This window comes from Alteromonas sp. OM2203, from assembly GCF_048517045.1.
In the GTDB taxonomy this organism is placed as follows: domain Bacteria; phylum Pseudomonadota; class Gammaproteobacteria; order Enterobacterales; family Alteromonadaceae; genus Alteromonas; species Alteromonas gracilis.
In genome coordinates, this window is record NZ_CP183209.1 from 2522146 (window position 1) to 2541481 (window position 19336).

Sequence of the window (19336 nt, forward strand, 5' to 3'; positions counted from 1 at the left end):
TCAGATTAATCTCGCTTTTTTATATGTGCGGTAAACAGCCTTACCATGCTTTTAACGGCAGTTGGTTACACTTCCTAACAAAATATCCCTCTCTACGAACTCTTTTTACTAAGCTAAATAACCAATAATCGTTACACTGGAACAAGGTTGACGTGCAAATTAACCTTGAAAATAGGCTAGTGTGCATGTAACGCTCTAATCCCTTAAATGAAAAGGAGATCGTTATGAGGTTACTAATAAGGCTTGTTAGTTTAGCCGTCGCTGCATACGCTTGTTACAGTGGGGCGATAACCGGCGAATGGAAAGCATCTGTCGCTATCGTTGCTCTTTGTGCATTGGTGTTTTTAGTATCATTTGCAACAAAAACTCGCGGCAGCACATCCAGTTCTCACGCAGACAGTAGTGCTGCGATTTACACGCCAACAAGCAGTTCGAGTTCATCTTGCGGAAGTGATGGCGGAGGTGGCGACTGCTAAAATTTAATAGGGTCAGAGTCTGAGGTATCCCCACAAATAATATAACGATATCAGTGAGATAAAAAAGATAGGAACATTCATGACGTTTGGTGATCAGATCAATCGCCAAAAATCACTGAGACCAAACTGCCATGAATGCCCTATCTATTGTGAACAATGTCGTATCGCTTGTCAGCTATAAAATGCATAAAGCGCGTCGGGATGTGCTAACGGCGTGCGTAAAAAGCCTTCTTCATGGAAGCGCAGCAACCGTAACCAGCATAGGTCGTGGGATTAACACTAAAGCTTATGAAAAACATCGGATTAAACGAGCTGACCGCTTGCTTTCAAACCCGCATTTATTCAGTGAAACACCGTTTATCTATGCATCTATATGCCAACTATTTTGTGGCAGCATGTCACGCCCTGTTATCTCAATCGATTGGTCTGATTTAGACGACCGTAAAGCACATTTTCTTTTACGCGCGGCAATATCTTTAAAAGGTAGACCCGTCACACTTTACCAAGAAGTACACTGCAACAAGACCAAAGAGAAGCCAGCCACGCACAAGGCATTCTTAAAAACGTTGCACGCCATATTACCTTCCAACTGTCGGCCCATTATCGTCACCGACGCAGGATATAAATCCCCCTGGTTCAGGGAAGTATCAGCGTTAGGCTGGGATATTGTCGGGCGTATTCGTAAGCCACACTTTTACTCGCTTGATAGAGGAAATACGTGGCAGTGTATTCGTCACCTTTATGCCCAAGCGACCAATCGACCGAAGCGCTTTGATAACAGCCAAATAGTAAGGAGCAACCCCTTTACCTGCACGCTAGTTCTGTTTAAACAGAAATCTAAAGGACGTCATGCTTCAAATCCAGATGGTACACGCAAAGCCTCAAAGCGCTCAAAAGTGCATGCACAAGGCGCAAAAGACCCGTGGCTATTAGCGACATCACTGGCGTCTCACCGAAGCTTATCAAAACAGGTCGTTGCTATTTATCGCCAACGTATGCAGATTGAAGAGGGCTTCAGAGACATGAAAAGCACGAAGTTCGGGCTTGGCTATGAACAGAATAAAAGCGTGAAAAAGCAGCGTCTAACAATACTGGTATTGCTGACTACGTTAGCGTCACTGGTGGCAATACTACTGGGTATGGTGGTCGTCTCTTCGAATAAACATCGGCGCTTCCAAGCAAATACCGACACCAGAAGCGTGCTGTCATTCCACTATCTCGGCCTGAGAGCTGTTGCTTGCCGAATACGATTCACTATGCGACAGTGGAAAGCTGCACTCAAATGGTACAGCTCCATAGTCGACCGGGCCTGGGCCGCAGGCACATGGAATTAAATTCGTGGGGATCCCTCAGACTCTGACCCCAATAATTTATTTGAGGTTGCGGAGGCCTTGGGTTAGAAGTCGATCTAGTGCGTTGGCGAAGTTCTGTTTGTCGCGCTGTGAAAATGCTTTGGGCCCACCGGTATGTTCGCCGCTTGAGCGCATGGTGTCCATAAAATCTCGCATACCCAATATCTGCTTGATAGACGACTTATCGTATTCTTCACCACGATTGTTGAGCGCTAGGGCATTTTTCGCCAGCACATCAGCCGCTAAGGGGATGTCATTAGTTATCACCAAATCACCAGCTTCGCACTTCTCCACGATGTAATCATCTGCGGCATCGAAGCCAGAAGGCACCTGGGTCAATGTTATATGTTTGTCTGGTGGAACAGACATAGAATGGTTCGCCACCAAAGACAAAGGCAGCTTAGTTCGTCTGGCTGCCTTAAAAAGAATGTCTTTAATAACTGCAGGGCACGCGTCGGCGTCAACCCATATATGCATGGTCGTATCTCGTAATTGTGACTAATTACGCTAGCATACCACCATCTACCACCACTGTCGTGCCCGTGGTGTAGCTTGAAGCGTCTGAGACTAAGTACAATACGGTACCCGCCATTTCATCGGGATCAGCAACGCGACCAAGAGGAATGACTTTAAGCGCATGTTTAAGAATTTGCTCATTGGTTGTTAGCGCCGATGCAAATTTAGTATCCGTTAATCCAGGGAGAAGCGCGTTGACGCGAATGTTCAGGCTACCGCATTCTTTTGCGAACGATTTAGTCATGCTGATAACCGCCGCTTTGGTAATAGAGTAAATTCCCTGCATGTCACCAGGGGTGACGCCGTTTACTGATGCCGTATTTAAAATTACACCACCGCCCTGCTCTTTCATCATTTTGCCCGCTTCAATAGACATGAAGAAATAACCGCGAATATTTACATCTACAGTTTTGTTGTAGGCACCCAGATCAGTATCTAGAATGTGACCGAAATACGGATTAGCCGCCGCGTTATTTACAAGAATGTCCAGTTTGCCGAAATCACGTTTGATTACATTGAAGGCTTCAGTAATTTGTTCCATTTCGCCTACGTGACACGCCAGTGCGGTAGCTTTGCCGCCTGCGTCGCGAATAGATGAAGCAACCGCTTCACAGCCGTCAATTTTGCGGCTCGATACAATCACATGGGCCCCGTATTGTGCAAGCAAACGAGCAATAGATTCTCCAATACCACGGCTGGCGCCAGTGACCAGTGCAACTTTTCCTGTTAAATCGAATAAGTTCTTCATCAAATATTCCTTCTCTTGCTGTTTATGAACTAACCAATTGGATAGCTTTTTAGCTACCTACGTTAGTTGCGAAATCTGTTAAAAAAATCATAGGCTCAAATTCTAAGAATAGAAGGCAAGCCTTTAGGCATCGAAACATGAATGTTCTATGCCAGCATGCCTCCATCAAGTACAACAGACTGGCCAGTCATAAACGATGATTCGTCGCTACACAGCCATGCAATAGCATTTGCAATTTCTTCGGGCTTACCAAGGCGCTTCATCGGATTTGCGCCAATGAGGCCTTTTTGACCACGCTCATCTAGCTTAGATAGCACGCCCTGTACCATCGGTGTGTCTACAAAACTAGGGCATACCGCATTGATGCGAATGTTAGCCCGCGCGTATTCTACTGCTGCTGATTTCGTTAAACCTATAACTCCATGCTTAGACGCACTGTAAGCACTGATCATAGGCGCAGAGCGCAGCCCAGCCACAGAAGCAATATTGATAATATGGCCGCCACCTGTTGCCGTCATATGCTTCAGCGCGTTTTTCATGCAATACCATACGCCAGCTAAATTGACCTGAATGTTTTTCATAAACATAGCGTCGTCAACTTCGGTAAGAGGCGCAGGAAAATGATCAATACCCGCGTTATTTATAATGACGTCAATTTTGTCATTATGAGAAAAAGCGGTATCAAACATCGCTTTAACCTGAGCAGGCTCGGTCACGTCTACCGACACCGCAAAGGCTTTGCCACCTGATTTGGTAATTTCATCTGCAAGCGCTTTTGCGTTATCTTCGTTTAGGTCAGCGATACCTACCATTGCGCCTCTGGCGCTTAATACGCGGGCAGATGCAGCGCCAATTCCCGAGCCACCGCCAGTAATAAGAATATGTTTGCCTTCAACATTTGCAGCTATGTTCATTAGCTGTACTCCAAGTAATTAAGTCATCGAGATGACGTGAACCTGCACGCCATCGCTTTTTATAAATCGTGCTCTACAGCTAGAAGTAACTTGCCTTTACGTCATTACACGTTGTGTCACGCGTACTCAAAACTTCAATATCACGGCTTACCAACGGCAGCTCCCAATTCAGGAAGTACTCTGCAGCAGCTAACTTACCTTCATAGAAATCGACATCTTGTTCACCCACTTCATGAGCCAACTCTTGCTCAGCAACGTTTGCTTGGCGTAACCAAATCCAACTCACAACGCAGCTTGAGAATATGTTCAAAAAGCAGCTGGCATTGGTTAGCAATACCGACTGCTTATCTGAGCGTAAATCTCCCGCCGCTTGCTGAATAAGCACGCCGAGTTTGTCTAAGTAGGGCTTAAGCTTAGCAGCGAGTGCCTGTGCTCTTGGTGTTTCAGCGCGCTTCATGTCAGCGGTTACTCGAGCAAGTAACACTTGAAGTCCTTTCCCGTCATGCTGCCATAACTTTCTACCTAACAAGTCAAGCGCCTGAATACCGTTAGTCCCCTCATGAATGGGGTTTAAGCGATTGTCGCGCCAGCATTGTTCAACAGGATATTCTCGGGTGTAACCCGCGCCACCTAGTATTTGAATCGCCAAGTCGTTTGCTTTAGGGCCGAACTCAGACGGCCAGGCCTTAAACACTGGCGTTAATAGGTCAAGAAGCTGGGAAAGTTCGGTGCGTTTTTCGCTATCAGTTTCGGTTTCCATTTCGTCTATGAGCATGCTGCCATAAAGACAAAGCGCCATACCGCCTTCGCAATATGCTTTCTGAGCTAGCAGCATACGACGAACGTCACCGTGATTAATGATTGGTGTTGGGTCGTCTTCTGGCGCTAAATTAGGTGCCGCACGCCCCTGCGTGCGATCTTTTGCATATTCTAATGAATAACGATAACCGCGATAGCCAATCATCGCTGCACCGTAGCCCACGCCTATGCGTGCCTCATTCATCATCATGAACATGTAGCGCAGACCTTGGTGTGGTTCACCAATCAGATAACCATGACAATCACCATTCTCACCGAAGGTTAACGCCGTGGATGTGGTGCCCCGATAGCCCATTTTGTGGATAAGGCCGGCAAGGGTTACATCATTGCGCACATCTGGATTGCCATCAGCATCTAAACGGTATTTAGGCACAGCAAATAGTGAGATACCTTTCACACCAGCCGGGCCGCCAGGAATTTTAGCTAGCACTAAATGTACAATGTTGTCAGAAAGCTCATGCTCTCCGCCTGAGATATAAATTTTGCTACCTTTTACCCGATAGGTGCCATCTTCTTGAAGCCGTGCCGAGGTGCGAATATCTGCAAGCGACGATCCGGCATGAGGCTCGGTAAGTGCCATGGTGCCGGTAAAGTCGCCGCTGAGCATTTTAGGTAAAAACGCGTTTTTTACGTCTTCTGATGCAAAGTGTTTTATAACGTTCGCTGCAGCTGCCGTTAAAAATGGATAGGCAGTGGACGAAGGGTTCGCTGCTAAAAAATAACCTGCACAAGCATTCATCACAGTAACAGGAAGCTGCATACCACCATCTTCATAATCGAAGTGACCTGCAATAAAGCCCGACTCTCTGTATGTGTCGAATGCCACTTTCACATCATCGATCATTGATACCTTGGTCCCATCAAATGTGGGCTCATTCTTATCAGCAACAGCGTTGTGAGGAAGAAAAAGCTCCTCTGCCATCTTCTCAGCCATATCGACAACGGCATTAAAGGTTTCAACGTTGTGCTCTTCAAATCGCGTCTTCTCGCAAAGAGCAGCAGTGTCTAATACTTCATAAAGCTGGAATTGCATTTCACGACGAGGAATGAGTTGGTCGGCCATGGTGTTTTGTCCTTTACAAATACTTGTTAACACATTGTGTCATATTCGTTATCGTGCCATTATTGTCATTAATGACACAATAATGGTCAATACCGCCAACAATAAGCAGCTTTTATCCGTATTAATAACCTGAATTACTTTTATGAATAAACCGAAGTTTACCGTTACCGTGCTCGGCTTTGATCAGGCTCTCGCTTCAGCAATAACTGGAGCGTTGGATGTATTTGCGTTTGCTGGTATCAGTTGGCAGCGCATTCACAAATTACCAACCTCACCGCAGTTTAAAGTGCAGTTAGCCAGTCATCACGGCCAAGCATTTCTTTGCTCGAATCAGGTTACATTGCAGCCGAATATCGCTATTGAAGACGTCTCTCACACGGATATTTTATTGATCCCTACTATTGGTGGGGATATAGACCAAGTTCTCATTGAAACACTGCCATTACTTGTTCATATAAAAAGATTGCAAAAGGTGGGCGCCGATATTGCTGCAAACTGCACTGGCACTTTCTTATTGGCAAATACAGGGTTACTTACAGATAAGATTGCCACAACGCACTGGGGATATGCCGAAAAATTTAGCGCTATGTTTCCCTTAGTCAATTTACAGCCTGAAAAAATGGTGACGGAAGACAATGAAATCTATTGTGCAGGTGGAGGGATGGCATGGATTGATTTGTCCATTTTATTGATAGAGCGATATTGTGGTCATCAAGTGGCAAGCGATACTGCGAAATCTCATGTGTTAGATGTGTCGAGGACAAGCCAAACTATTTATGCGAGCAGTCGCCAACGGCGTTTCCATTCGGATAAAGATATTATGGAGGTTCAGTCATTTTTGGAAAAGCATCTGCAAAGCAAAGTCACAATTTCTGACGTGGCAACACAGCACAATATGACCGAGCGAACGTTAATACGCCGGTTTAAAAATGCATGCAATACCACTCCGGGTCAATATTTACAGTCATTGCGGATTGAACAGGCAAGAAAGTTGTTAGAAACCTCAAATACTCCATTAGAAAGCCTGATAAGCGCCGTAGGTTACGAAGACCTAAGTTCATTCACTCGACTATTTAAAAAAGCGACAGGAATGTCCCCTTCTCAGTATCGAGCGAAGTTTAAGCGAAACTAGCTTTTCCCGTTTTACAAGGGAGCTGCACCAGTAAGAATAGTTTCGAATACTAATTGGGTCATGACAGTGCAAACAGGGCTTTAATGTATATGCGAGTTTTCCAATATAGTGCACATCAGGTGAAATGAGCCCTTTTTTGCACAAATTTGAAGTTTTTATTCCAAACTTTGTGTAAAATGCAGCGCCAAGCATAGATCGAAAATTTATGTGCTTAAAACACTACAAAAGTATAATTTCAAAATCATCTTGGTGGAAACATGAGAACACACAAAATCGCCACGCTAGCACTAGCTGTTAGTGCCGCGTTCAGCTCTTCAGTTCTTGCACAAGAGGCCGCAACGACAGAAAAAAAAGAAGCCTCACTTGAACAAATTACCGTTACTGCGCAAAAGCGTACTCAGTCAATTCAAGAAGTACCAATCTCTGTAGCGACGTTAAGCGGTGAAAAATTCGAAAGCCTTTTCTCTGGTGGTGAAGACATTCTTGCACTAGCGGTACGTGTACCTGGTCTTTACGCCGAGTCGTCAAACGGTCGTGTCGCTCCACGCTTTTATATCCGTGGTCTTGGCAACACCGACTTTGACCTAGCGGCGTCACAACCTGTTTCTATTATCATGGACGAAGTGGTAATGGAAAACGTAGTACTTAAGAGCTTCCCGCTTTTCGACGTTCAACAAGTTGAAGTTCTTCGCGGTCCACAAGGTACATTATTTGGTCGTAACACCACTGCAGGTATCATTAAGTTTGATACTGTAAAACCGACACAAGACCTTGAAGGTTACGCGAAAGCTGGTTTTGGTTCTTACGGAACAATGAACTTCGAAGGTGCTATTAGCGGTGGCCTCACTGACGAACTTTCTGCTCGTCTTTCTGTATTGTCACAAGAACGTGACGACTACATCGATAACGCATTCACAGGCGAAAACGATGCAATCGGTGGCTACGATGAGAAAGCCTATCGTTTACAGCTTCTCTGGGAACCGTCTGCTGACTTCTCTGCACTATTAAACGTACACGGTCGCGAGCTTGAAGGTACAGCGTCTATTTTCCGTGCCAACGTATTCACCAAAGGCAGTAACGAGCTTAACGAAAACTACGATCGCGAAACGGTTTTCTATGATGGCGACCTTCAAGGCGACGGCATCGACAATAACCCACAAGAATATGACGGTTTTGGTGCGTCACTAAAACTTGAATACGATATGGATGAAGTTACCTTCACGTCTATCTCGGCTATCGAAACAGCTGATGGCTCAAGCTTAGGCGATGTTGATGGTGGTTTTAACCGTGCAGACGGTACTTCAGGTCCTGGTTTCATTCCTTTCTCGGCGGTAACGCAAGATAACCTTGATGACCTAGAGCAATACACTCAAGAATTTAGACTTGCAAGCAACAGCCGTGATGCGATGAACTGGCAGGTTGGAGCCTTCTACTATGATGCATCGTTCAATGTAACCAGTATCGACGGCTACTTTGGTGCAACAACCGTATTCCACGAAAACCAAACATGGGCGGTATTTGGTCAAACCTCTTACCAAGTTAACGAAAAACTAAACGTTACCGGTGGTATTCGCTATACGCACGACTCTAAGAGTTTAGTGGTTGGCGATCAAAACGTGAATGGTTTTGCGTTGGTTACCGGAGATGCTCAAATTCAGGACTACGACGACATTGATGTAGATGATGGTCAAGCTAGCTTTGAACTTAGTGCAAACTACCGCGTTACTGACGACATGTCTGTTTTCGCACGTTATGCAAACGGCTTCCGCGCCCAAACTATTCAAGGCCGTGACGTTGCGTTTGAAGGCGCACCTTCTGTTGCTGATGCTGAAACTATCAATTCATTTGAAGTAGGCGTTAAATCTGACCTTCTAGACGACACACTTCGCTTAAACGCAGCTGCATTCTACTACACAGTAGATGATATGCAGTTCTCTGCGATTGGTGGTGGCAACAACTTTACAGCACTAGTAAATGCAGACAAAGGTGAAGCGTACGGTTTTGAAGTAGATGCACAATGGCTTGCAACTGATGAACTAACGTTTACTGCAGGTTATAGCTACAACCACACAGAAATCAAAGACGATACGTTAACGGTTTCGCCATGTGGTACTAACCCAGTGTTTGGTTCTACAGGCAACTGTACGGTAACCGACCCTCGTCCAGATGGATTTGTTGCTTCAATCGACGGCAACCCATTCCCACAAGCACCAGAGTCAATCTTCAACTTTACTGCGCGTTACACCATTCCTATGGGTGATGACGGTGAGTTCTTCGTGTTTACCGATTGGGCGTTCCAAGGTGAAACTAACATCTTCCTATACGAAGCGGTTGAATTCACTACTGACGACAACTTCGAAGGTGGTCTACGTATTGGTTACGAAAACTTCGCGCACAACTACACAGTAGCGCTATTTGGCCGTAACATTACTGACGAAGATAACGTTAAAGGTGCAATCGACTTTAACAACCTAACGGGTATCGTAAACGAGCCACGCGTTTGGGGTGTTGAATTTAAGTACACTTATTTCTAAGCCAATATAGGTAGCTACTTTCATGTAGGGTAGCGATTTGGTTTATCAAAAGCGGTAGCGTTTAAAAACGCTACCGCTTTTTTTTACGCCGCCATATGAACGTCTGAGGTTGGCACTTCCACTAACTGCTGTAGTTTTCTGCACACCTGCACCCACCGCGCGACTTTTTGATAGTAGACCTGCTCTATTAACTGCCCTTTTTCATCAAACAAAAAGCTCGCTAACTTTCCTTTGTTCCCCGGCATGTAAAAATGATGCACGGTAAATTGCTTTGATAAAGGAGCGTTTGCCACTTTTTGATACATACAAAAAGGCAGTGTGTTCGCGCGTTCATCGCCACCGGTTAAGCGAGTGCGGCGTTGAAACGTGTCGGCTCCGAATTCAGCCATAATGCCGTGTTTCGATATAAGTTGATCAACCGCTTTAATGCCTGTTTGCATAATTTTCTCCTAAAGGTTGTGCAAAGTCGCACGCCTAAATAAGATTCAAAATAAACCATACTGATATTTATACAGTGTATGTTCATTTGTTTAAAATGCAAACAAAAAAGCCGCTTTTTCACAGCGGCTTGTTTTTGTTGAAAATGATAGGAAGTTAGTTAAGAGCAGACTCTAAAAAGGCCCACTGGTCGGCATACCCCTCAATTTGCATCCACGTTGGCGTACCTGCACCGTGACCTGCGCGGGTTTCTACACGAAGCAGAACCGGGTTATCACAGCTTTGATCTTCTTGTAGTTGGGCTGCAAACTTATAGCTGTGCCACGGCACAACACGGTCATCGTGATCACCTGTAGTGACTAATGTAGCTGGGTAACAGGTGCCAGGCTTAGTATTGTGAAGTGGCGAATAAGCGTAAAGCGCTTCAAATTCGTCTTTATTTTCACTTAACCCATAATCAGAAGACCAAGCGCGTGCGTTCGCACTTGGCGTGTGATAGCGAAGCATATCCAACACACCGACTGCAGGTAAGGCCGCAGAGAAAAGGTCCGGACGCTGAGTTAAGGTCGCGCCTACAAGCAAGCCGCCATTCGAACCACCTTGAATACCCATTTTCTCAGGTGTGGTGTAGCCGCTTTCAACTAAATACTCACCGGCTGCGATAAAGTCATCGAACACGTTTTGCTTGTCTAGCTTAGTACCAGCTTTATGCCATTTCTGCCCATACTCGCCACCACCGCGTAGGTTAGCTATGGCCAGTACATTGCCCTGCTCTACCCATACCATACGCGATACTGAATACCGTGGTACTAATGAAATATTAAAACCACCATACCCGTACAACAGGGTTTTGTTGTTGCCATCTAGCTTTAAGCCTTTTTTATGTACAATAAACATGGGCACTTTCGTTCCATCTTTACTGGTATAGAAAATTTGCTTTGTTTCGTAATCGTCATAATTAATACCGGTATCGATGGTTTTAAATAACGAAGACTCACCACTTTTTATATTGTAGGCATACACCTGACCTGGATTTGTAAATCCAGTCAGTTTATAAAAGGTTGTATCGGCATTTTTTCCGCCAAAAAAGCCGCTTACACTACCTATGTCAGAGAACGTGATTTCATCAACTTTTTCGCCGGTTAAATCAAATACGCTCACCTGACCTTTCACGTCTTTTAGATACTGTGCAAAAAGCTTCTCACCTAGAAGAGAAACGCTAGATAAGGTATCAGGTGTACTCTCAATAACGGTCTCAGTAGCGTTAACACCATTATCAAAAGTTACTTTAACGACCTTGCCTGTTGGGGCATCTGCAGTAGAAGTGAAGAACAGCGCATCGCCATGCTCGCCAATTAAATCGTATCGACCATCCCACTTGTCGAAAACAGGAACAAGCTCGCTGTCATCCTCTCTAAGCGATTTAGCATACACACCGTTAGCCTGATACCCTTCAAAAACAGAAATAAGTAATGTTTCACCATCCTGTACAACTGAAGGATATGGGTTCCAGGTATCCTTTCCTTCAAACGCAAAGATCTTTTTGTCTGCACTTTGTGCTGTACCTACCTCATGAAAGTAGATAGCTACCGTTTGACTATCATCATACTCGCCCATTTCATTTTTTGGGTAACGAGAGTAAAAGAATCCACTTTCGTCAGGCAACCAGGCGATATTCGAAAACTTAATGCCTTTGATAGTATCCGTTAAGTCTGATTTATTGCTGGTGTTGCGAAGGTGAATGGTTTTCCAATCAGTACCACCATCAGATAGCATATATGCAAGGTACGAGGCTTTGGGGCTAAGCTCTGTTGATGCCATTGATACTGTGCCATCATCGCTTAACGTATTTGGGTCAATCAACACTTCGGGTTCACCGTCAACGCCGTCTGCCATGTAAAGCACATACTGATTTTGTAAACCGTTGTTGTAGGAATAAAATAGCTTGCCGTTTACCATGTATGGCGTCGAATACTTCTCATAATCCCAAAGCGCGGTTAAACGTTCTTTGTAACGCTCTCTAGAGGGTAATTCGGCCAAGTAAGGGCGAGCAAGCGTGTTTTGCGACTCAACCCACGTTTTTACTTCTCCGCTTTTCTCTTCCTCTAACCAGCGATAGGGGTCGCTAACCATAGTGCCATGATAATTATCCTGCTGTGCAACGGTTTTCGTTTCTGGGTAACCTGACACTTTCGGCATACTAGCGCTGTTCTGTTCTATTTTAACTGAATCAGACATTTCGCTTGGCGAACTTGTGCAAGCCAAAGTTAAGCCTGCGGAAGCTGCAACCACAGCTGCGTATATTAGATTTTTCTTCATTTTTTATTCCCTAAAAGAAAAATGCCGGTTTTACCCGGCATTATCTATTTAACTTTCTGTCGTAACTTGAGCTTGTCTTCTGCCTTTAAATACATTCTTAAGGTCGTTAAGAATTAGATAAAGTGCAGGAACGAGTAGCAGCGTTATCACCGTTGCAAACAAAATACCGAAGGCCAAGGAAATAGCCATAGGTATGACAACCTGTGCTTGCAGACTGCGTTCAAATACAATTGGCATCAACCCCATAAAGGTAGTTAATGACGTTAGAATTATCGCTCTAAAACGCTGCGTACCAGCGCTAATTGCCGCCTCCATTAGAGACATTCCTTCTTTGCGCGCACGGTTTACAAAATCCACCATGATCAAGCTGTCGTTTACCACAACCCCAGATAACGCAATAATGCCGCAGACAGACAATACACTTACCGCCATGCCAAGCACCAAGTGGCCGATAATAGCGCCCACTATGCCAAAAGGAATTACTGACATTATGATCAGAGGTTGGCTATAAGATTTGAGCGGAATAGCAAGTAATGTGTAGATAGCGAACAATGCAAACAACAACCCTTGCATCAGACTAAACATAGCTTCGGCTTGTTCCTTTGAGTTCCCCTGCAGCTGAAAGTCAACTTTTGGATAACGAGCCAACAAGTCTGGCATTAGGTTTTCAATTACGTCATTCGTCACTTCTGATGGGTCGAGTAATGCTTTATCAACTACACCCGTAACGGTAACAGAACGCTTTCCGTCTACGCGAATAATAGAGTCAAAGCCTTGGCCAACAGTGAAGGTCGCCACTTGCTCAAAAGGTATTTCTTGTCCATTTGGTGCGCGAATACGCATATTTTCAAGATGCTCTACGGAGCTTCGCTCGGTTTTAGGGTAGCGTACCATAACTTTTATTTCTTCGTCGTCTCGCTGAATACGCTGAACTTCTGCGCCATAAAAGCCAAAACGTACCTGTTGACCAAGGTCTCGTAACGAAATACCAAGTGCATCAGCTTGTGGCTTAAGCGCTAACTGAATTTCATCACTGCCACCAGAGAAAGTATCGTTAATATCGGTTACGCCTTCGTATTGATCTAACGCTTCTTTTAGCTCTTCGCTAATAGCACGCAGCGCTTTGATATCGCCTGAACTAAACTCAAAGCTAAGGTCTGCACCACCACCCGGACCGCCAGGAGAACTAATATTGAATGACTTAACACCAGGTATTTCAGGAAGCTCCTGACGCCACATGTCCTGAATTTCAAAATCAGTCAGCGTTCGTGTTTCCCCTTTTGTAAGCTCCGCAAAAATCTCTCCGCCTAAATTGCCATTATCAAATGCAATGGCGTGTTTAATTACATTTTCTCCAGATTCTTCAGCAATCTTTTCGTCCATGCGATGCATAGCTTCACGAAGCGTTGTAAGCACATTATCACGCTGCTGTAGTGACGAGCCTGGTTCTAGCTCGAAGCTGGCAACCATAAAGTCGCTTGGGATATTAGGGAAAAATACAAAACGCACGATACCACCGCCAAATAAACCAACTGTTAAGATCAGCATCGCGACAAAAACGGAAACCGTGGTATACCTATTGCGTATGGCTTTAGCTAAAAAAGGTGCATATTTATTTTGAATGAAGGTCTTTATACCTTCACTGAAAAAGTCTCTAAACTTTTGAAAGCTATTAGCTTTTGCTGGGTCATAGGGCTTCAGCTTCATATGCACAAGGTGGGCAGGCAATATAAGCTTAGACTCTATAAGTGAGAATATTAGACAGACAATCACCACCATGCCGATGGTCTTCCAAATAATACCGAAAGGGCCAGAAACCATAAGCATTGGCATAAATGCAGCGATAGTAGTCAGTACGCCGAAAGTGGCGGGTATAGCAACCTTTTTAACACCGGCAATGACGTTGTCAGCGCTGTGACCCTTTTTATCTATTTCAGAGTAAGCTGACTCGCCCATGATGATGGCATCGTCTACCACTATCCCTAAGACAAGGATAAAGGCGAACAAGCTGAGCATATTAATAGATACACCCACTACATCTAACGGCATGACAAATAAAGTGCCAAGGAAACACACCGGTAGCCCTACAATAACCCAAAATGCGAGCTTTATTTTTAAAAATAGAGACAGAACCAGAAAAACAAGAAGCGCGCCGAAAAACATATTTTCGAGCATCATATTAAGTCTATCAGCAAGATAGAATGAGCTATCTCCCCATGTATCGGCCGTAATGTGGGCTGGAAATTCTGCCTTTTGACTATCGATGTAATTGTTTACTTGTTCAGATATCTCTAACGCATTCTGATCACCAACGGCTTGTACCCGCAAGCTAACGGCTGGCTTACCGTCAAATAAGGCGTATTGATTATTTTCGATGAAGCCGTCGTTTATATATGCAACATCGCCCAAAGTTACTCGCGTTCCATTCGAATTAGTGACCAGTACAATTTGAGAAAAGTCCCAGCCGGTATAGGCTTGCCCCTTTGTTCTTAGCAAGATATCGCCGTTTTCGGTGCGAATTGAACCACCAGGTAAGTCCACACTAGACTGGCTTAAGCGCCCTACAACATCAGCAAAGGTAAGATTGTACTTTTGTAAATCGACTTCAGACAGCTCTACCGATATTTCGTAGTCGCGCGCGCCCACTACTTGAACACTGGAAATTCCTGACAAATTAGCAATGTCATCGCGTAAATTTTTGGCAAACTCTTTCAACTCTCGCTCTGACGCGTCACCATAAACTGAAATCCAAATCACATCCTGTTGAATTTTTTGGCGATAAATTACTGGTTTTTCAGTATCAGCGGGGAAGCTTGGTATTGCATCCACCTGTACCTTTACCTCATCAAGCAACGACTGCACATCATAATCTTCTTCGACTTGGATGCTTACCGTTCCCATCCCTTCAACGGCGGTAGCGTTAATTTGCTTAATGCCCTCTAAGTCTTTAATTGCCTCTTCTATTTTTAGCAGTACGCCTTCTTCTACTTCCTGTGGCGCAGCACCTAAGTAGGGAACCCGTACACTAATGACGTCTATTTCAAAGCTTGGAAAAACTTGCTTTTGAATACTGAACGCACTGAATATACCGCCAACAACAAGCAATATCATTAGTAGATTAGCGGCAACATTATTTTTTGCAAACCAGGCAATTAAGCCTTTGTTTGTATCAATGCGACTCATTAGTTGCCTCCTTCAGAGGACTTGCTTTCCACTTTGTCAGTGTTTTTCGACGTATCAGATTCAGCTGCTTCAGATAACACAGGCTCATCACCTGGCAAACGGACTTTCATACCGTTATAAGGGTTTGGAACCGCACTGGTGACGACCAATGAACCTTCTTCGATACCAGAGCGAATAAACACATCTTTCGCGGTGGTACGAGCAATTTCAACCGGCTTAATATCAATTTCTCGATTATCGTTAACGGTAACTACGGTATTATCTAACCGCAAAATACTGCGAGGTAGCACCACAAGCTCTTCGTTTTGGCGAGAGGTAATTTCTGCTTCCACAAATTGACCGAAACGCAGTGGCGAAGGGTGAGAATCGTTAAGATTATAAGGGTCTTTAACTTCAACAATGGCGTAGACTACTCGACTACCCGTATCTAAAATTCCTTCTGAACGAACTAGCTTGCCTTCCCATGTGCGCTTAACGCCACCAACCGACGCAAAGAGAGAAACGGGGGCGCTTTCGCTCGACTGCCCAGCTATATCGATAAACATGAGGTCGCTATCTGGAATAGGTAATCTTACTTCCGCCGTATCGGTAGAATATACAGTGCCCAGCATTGAACCCGCAGCCACAAACTGTCCAAGATCAATATTTCGCTCTACAACGATACCGTTGTATGGCGCTGTGATTTTAGTTCGTTCTAAATTGCGCTTTGCACGCTCTAGTTTAGCCTCTGCGGCTTTAACGTTTGCCTGTTCTTTTGCCAATTGGGGCTTTCTTAAGCCCAACTCAGGTGGCGCGACGCTGCTTACTGAGCGCCATTCTTGTTCTGCAACCTTTCCTCGCGCTATTTCCTCCTGTAAGGCAGCTTGCGCTTGAGCGAGTTCAGCTTCTGCAAGCTTTAAATCTGTGCGATAGTCATCTTGCTCTAGCGTGGCGAGTATGTCGCCCTTCTGAAATGTTCCTCCCGCGATAAACGCATCGGAAAGACTCACTACCTTGCCACTGACCTGTGCACTTAGCCCGGTTTTATTTCGGGGTACCACATTACCTTGAGATTTTACAATGAAGCTTACTTGCTCTGCGTTCACTGCTTTTGCATCAACTAAGAAAGCAGGGATCTCTACGGGGACTTGCTCAGGTGGCTTGCGCGATTTAATCATAACCGCCGCTGCAACAAACGCGATTAATACTATGAACAGTGGAATACCACTTTTCATTAACATGGAGTTTTTCATTTACTATCCCTAGGAACGAAGGTAACCAAAGTAAAAGCAATGTCTTGCCACTCAGATACCCCAAAATTTCTATTATTATTGTATCAACACTAGTGTACTGAATTTATTGGTAGAGTACTCATTTAAGATTGTTAAAATTTATTTCGAATTATTAAAAAAAAGAGCACAAAAAAATCAAGCGTTACTAATATAAAAAAATATCAAAAGAATACAAAGTATGATTGATAATTATGAGGTTTTCGTTGATTATTTAAGCACTCATTGGTTATGAGTTAACCGGCGGCTATCACTTGAGCACTGCCTTGCATGCTCATTCGCCTCGGGATTGAATTCGCAACGTTGAAGGGAAAACAGATTATGAGCCTTAAGAAACAATACCTTAAATCAAAACCTCTGTGTAAAGTGACATTTCGACTAAATGCGGAAGCGGCAAAAGACGCCAAAGAAGCATCTCTATGTGGAGATTTCACTGATTGGAAAACCCAACCATTAACAATGAAAAAGCTAAAAAGCGGCGACTTTACGTTAACGGTAGACCTAGAAAAAGATAATGAATACCAATTCAGATATCTTCTTGACGGGGAAAAATGGGAAAATGACTGGGATGCCGATGCGTACATCCCCTCACCGGTGAGCATTGAGGACAACTCTGTTGTTCGAGTATAACAACTAGCTCAAATCCAAGCATTATACCTATAAGATACCGCGCGTATTGAAAAACCAATCCCTACAAAAAAGGCTGCATTAATGCAGCCTTTTGTCGTTTAAGCGATATGACTAAAGTGAGCCTTCAAGCTCTGGAAGAACGTCGAATAGGTCTCCCACTAAACCATAGTCAGCAACTTGGAAAATTGGCGCTTCTTCGTCTTTGTTAATAGCAACAATAACTTTAGAGTCTTTCATACCCGCAAGGTGCTGAATAGCGCCTGAAATACCTACAGCGATATACAATTGAGGCGCAACAATCTTGCCCGTTTGACCAACCTGCATATCGTTAGGAACAAAGCCAGCATCTACCGCAGCGCGCGATGCGCCAATAGCTGCACCAAGCTTGTCTGCAATACCTTCAAGAAGCTTGAAGTTGTCGCCATTTTGCATACCACGACCGCCTGAAATAACTACTTCTGCTGCTGTGAGTTCTGGGCGCTCAGATTCAGTAAGCTCTGCTGAAACGAAGTCAGATTTCTCACTGCCTTTAACCACATCAATTGCGGTTACTTCAGCACTACCACCAGTTGCAGCTGCATCGAATGATGCTGCACGAACCGTAATCACCTTTTTTGCGTCAGATGATTGAACGGTAGCAATTGCGTTACCTGCATAAATTGGACGTACAAAAGTATCTTCACTTTCTACGCCAATAATGTCAGAGATTTGGGCAACATCTAACAATGCCGCTACGCGAGGCATAAAGTTTTTACCTGTAGTTGTTGCAGCTGCAATGACATGGCTATAGTCGCCCGCTAGTTCAAGAACCAAGTCAGCCGTATTTTCGGCCAGTTGATGCTTATAAGCTGCATTATCAGCAACAAGTACCTTCGCAACCCCATCAATCTGAGCAGCAGCTTCAGCAACCGCTTGGCAACCTTCGCCTGCCACTAAAACGTGGATATCGCCGCCCATTTTCTGTGCCGCGTTCACAAGCTTATGCGTTTCCGTCTTTAAGCTTGTGTTATCGTGTTCTGCATATACGAGTACGCTCATGAGATCACCTTTGCTTCATTTTTTAACTTATCTACTAACTCAGCAACGTCTGCCACTTTAATGCCACCCTCACGCTGAGGCGGAGGCGTGACTTTAAGCACTTTTACGTTTGACTCTAATGCAACACCAAAGTCTGCGGCCGCTTTAACATCAAGAGGCTTACGCTTTGCTTTCATAATATTTGGAAGCGAGGCGTAACGCGGTTCGTTCAAACGAAGGTCTGTTGTGACTACAGCTGGAAGCGAGAGCGCAACAGTTTGAAGACCACCGTCGATTTCACGAGTTACATTCACTTTTTCGCCATCTACAACCACTTCAGAGGCAAAAGTTCCCTGAGGCATACCAGTTAATGCGGCAAGCATCTGGCCTGTTTGGTTGTTGTCAGAATCGATGCTCTGTTTACCAAGAATAACAAGCTGAGGCTGCTCTTCTTCTACCACTTTGGCTAATAGCTTTGCCACTTGAAGTGAATCAAGATTTTGATCGGTATCGATTTGGATACCGCGATCAGCACCTAGGGCTAGTGCTGTACGTATTTGTTCTTGGCAGCTTTTGTCACCAATTGAAACGACAACGATTTCAGTGGCCACGCCCTTTTCTTTTAAACGAACGGCTTCTTCAACAGCAATTTCACAGAAAGGGTTAATGGCCATTTTCGCGTTAGTAAGATCTACGCCTGATTCATCGGCCTTCACTCTTACCTTAACGTTGTAGTCGATCGCGCGTTTGACCGGTACGAGTATTTTCATATTTACCTCAATTGTTGAGTTCGTCGGTGCTAATTACGTTTCATTAATAATTAACTATTAATAATTAAAAACGTATTACATCACCACGCTTTTTGAAACTTTAACAATGCTTCTACGTTAAAAAAGAAACTGTGGAACGTACGTTTTTAAAAGGCTA

At 44.4% G+C, this 19336-nt stretch carries 15 protein-coding genes; 5 read left to right on the plus strand and 10 right to left on the minus strand.

The features are described 5' to 3' along the window. Window positions 1–224: 224 nt before the first annotated feature. Complete coding sequence (locus ACM0P2_RS11285) at window positions 225–476, plus strand: hypothetical protein (protein WP_159120579.1); 252 nt, start codon at window positions 225–227, stop codon at window positions 474–476. Window positions 477–607: 131 nt separating this feature from the next. Continuing rightward, complete coding sequence (locus ACM0P2_RS11290) at window positions 608–1810, plus strand: IS4 family transposase (RefSeq protein WP_419226605.1); 1203 nt, start codon at window positions 608–610, stop codon at window positions 1808–1810. Between the two features lie 36 nt (window positions 1811–1846). On the opposite strand, the gene ACM0P2_RS11295 is transcribed toward ACM0P2_RS11290, so the two are convergent. From ACM0P2_RS11295 to ACM0P2_RS11310, 4 genes are all read right to left on the minus strand, one after another. Next, window positions 1847–2305, minus strand: a complete 459-nt coding sequence (locus ACM0P2_RS11295) for a YaiI/YqxD family protein (protein WP_120959091.1) — start codon at window positions 2303–2305, stop codon at window positions 1847–1849. A 25-nt stretch (window positions 2306–2330) separates the two neighbouring features. Next, complete coding sequence (locus ACM0P2_RS11300; protein ID WP_120959090.1) at window positions 2331–3092, minus strand: SDR family oxidoreductase; 762 nt, start codon at window positions 3090–3092, stop codon at window positions 2331–2333. A gap of 146 nt (window positions 3093–3238) precedes the next feature. Beyond that, complete coding sequence (locus ACM0P2_RS11305; RefSeq protein ID WP_159117729.1) at window positions 3239–4006, minus strand: SDR family NAD(P)-dependent oxidoreductase; 768 nt, start codon at window positions 4004–4006, stop codon at window positions 3239–3241. A gap of 79 nt (window positions 4007–4085) precedes the next feature. Next, window positions 4086–5888 (minus strand): acyl-CoA dehydrogenase, encoded by a 1803-nt coding sequence (locus ACM0P2_RS11310; RefSeq protein WP_173359971.1) that lies wholly within the window; start codon window positions 5886–5888, stop codon window positions 4086–4088. A gap of 142 nt (window positions 5889–6030) precedes the next feature. Between ACM0P2_RS11310 and ACM0P2_RS11315 the strand changes: the two genes are divergently transcribed. Both ACM0P2_RS11315 and ACM0P2_RS11320 read left to right on the plus strand, forming a co-directional pair. Next, window positions 6031–7020, plus strand: a complete 990-nt coding sequence (locus ACM0P2_RS11315; RefSeq protein ID WP_159117727.1) for a GlxA family transcriptional regulator — start codon at window positions 6031–6033, stop codon at window positions 7018–7020. A gap of 257 nt (window positions 7021–7277) precedes the next feature. Then, entirely contained in the window at window positions 7278–9554 is a 2277-nt protein-coding gene (locus tag ACM0P2_RS11320; protein ID WP_419226606.1) for a TonB-dependent receptor, read from the plus strand. Between the two features lie 83 nt (window positions 9555–9637). Here the strand turns inward: ACM0P2_RS11320 and ACM0P2_RS11325 are convergent, their stop codons facing one another. From ACM0P2_RS11325 to ACM0P2_RS11340, 4 genes are all read right to left on the minus strand, one after another. Beyond that, on the minus strand, window positions 9638–9994 hold the full coding sequence (locus ACM0P2_RS11325; protein ID WP_173359969.1) for a hypothetical protein: 357 nt from the start codon (window positions 9992–9994) through the stop codon (window positions 9638–9640). Between the two features lie 154 nt (window positions 9995–10148). After that, window positions 10149–12311 (minus strand): prolyl oligopeptidase family serine peptidase, encoded by a 2163-nt coding sequence (locus ACM0P2_RS11330; RefSeq protein ID WP_173359968.1) that lies wholly within the window; start codon window positions 12309–12311, stop codon window positions 10149–10151. Window positions 12312–12359: 48 nt separating this feature from the next. After that, complete coding sequence (locus ACM0P2_RS11335; protein WP_419226607.1) at window positions 12360–15494, minus strand: efflux RND transporter permease subunit; 3135 nt, start codon at window positions 15492–15494, stop codon at window positions 12360–12362. Beyond that, complete coding sequence (locus ACM0P2_RS11340) at window positions 15494–16726, minus strand: efflux RND transporter periplasmic adaptor subunit (protein WP_159117723.1); 1233 nt, start codon at window positions 16724–16726, stop codon at window positions 15494–15496. Before ACM0P2_RS11340 ends, ACM0P2_RS11335 begins: the two co-directional genes overlap by 1 nt. Before the next feature lie 357 nt (window positions 16727–17083). Between ACM0P2_RS11340 and ACM0P2_RS11345 the strand changes: the two genes are divergently transcribed. Beyond that, entirely contained in the window at window positions 17084–17392 is a 309-nt protein-coding gene (locus ACM0P2_RS11345) for an isoamylase early set domain-containing protein (RefSeq protein ID WP_105930141.1), read from the plus strand. Between the two features lie 111 nt (window positions 17393–17503). Here the strand turns inward: ACM0P2_RS11345 and ACM0P2_RS11350 are convergent, their stop codons facing one another. Both ACM0P2_RS11350 and ACM0P2_RS11355 read right to left on the minus strand, forming a co-directional pair. Continuing rightward, window positions 17504–18430 carry an electron transfer flavoprotein subunit alpha/FixB family protein gene (locus ACM0P2_RS11350; RefSeq protein WP_159117722.1) on the minus strand — a complete coding sequence of 309 codons (927 nt, stop codon included), beginning with the start codon at window positions 18428–18430 and terminating at the stop codon, window positions 17504–17506. Continuing rightward, window positions 18427–19179 (minus strand): electron transfer flavoprotein subunit beta/FixA family protein, encoded by a 753-nt coding sequence (locus tag ACM0P2_RS11355; protein WP_039216447.1) that lies wholly within the window; start codon window positions 19177–19179, stop codon window positions 18427–18429. The genes ACM0P2_RS11350 and ACM0P2_RS11355 overlap by 4 nt, the downstream gene beginning before the upstream one ends. Between the last annotated feature and the right edge of the window lie 157 nt (window positions 19180–19336).

Coding starts and splice junctions, on each gene's coding strand:
- ACM0P2_RS11285 (WP_159120579.1), top strand. CDS start 225: ATGAGGTTACTAATAAGGCTTGTTAGTTTAGCCGTCGCTGCATACGCT.
- ACM0P2_RS11290 (WP_419226605.1), top strand. CDS start 608: ATGAATGCCCTATCTATTGTGAACAATGTCGTATCGCTTGTCAGCTAT.
- ACM0P2_RS11295 (WP_120959091.1), bottom strand. CDS start 2,305: ATGCATATATGGGTTGACGCCGACGCGTGCCCTGCAGTTATTAAAGAC.
- ACM0P2_RS11300 (WP_120959090.1), bottom strand. CDS start 3,092: ATGAAGAACTTATTCGATTTAACAGGAAAAGTTGCACTGGTCACTGGC.
- ACM0P2_RS11305 (WP_159117729.1), bottom strand. CDS start 4,006: ATGAACATAGCTGCAAATGTTGAAGGCAAACATATTCTTATTACTGGC.
- ACM0P2_RS11310 (WP_173359971.1), bottom strand. CDS start 5,888: ATGGCCGACCAACTCATTCCTCGTCGTGAAATGCAATTCCAGCTTTAT.
- ACM0P2_RS11315 (WP_159117727.1), top strand. CDS start 6,031: ATGAATAAACCGAAGTTTACCGTTACCGTGCTCGGCTTTGATCAGGCT.
- ACM0P2_RS11320 (WP_419226606.1), top strand. CDS start 7,278: ATGAGAACACACAAAATCGCCACGCTAGCACTAGCTGTTAGTGCCGCG.
- ACM0P2_RS11325 (WP_173359969.1), bottom strand. CDS start 9,994: ATGCAAACAGGCATTAAAGCGGTTGATCAACTTATATCGAAACACGGC.
- ACM0P2_RS11330 (WP_173359968.1), bottom strand. CDS start 12,311: ATGAAGAAAAATCTAATATACGCAGCTGTGGTTGCAGCTTCCGCAGGC.
- ACM0P2_RS11335 (WP_419226607.1), bottom strand. CDS start 15,494: ATGAGTCGCATTGATACAAACAAAGGCTTAATTGCCTGGTTTGCAAAA.
- ACM0P2_RS11340 (WP_159117723.1), bottom strand. CDS start 16,726: ATGAAAAACTCCATGTTAATGAAAAGTGGTATTCCACTGTTCATAGTA.
- ACM0P2_RS11345 (WP_105930141.1), top strand. CDS start 17,084: ATGAGCCTTAAGAAACAATACCTTAAATCAAAACCTCTGTGTAAAGTG.
- ACM0P2_RS11350 (WP_159117722.1), bottom strand. CDS start 18,430: ATGAGCGTACTCGTATATGCAGAACACGATAACACAAGCTTAAAGACG.
- ACM0P2_RS11355 (WP_039216447.1), bottom strand. CDS start 19,179: ATGAAAATACTCGTACCGGTCAAACGCGCGATCGACTACAACGTTAAG.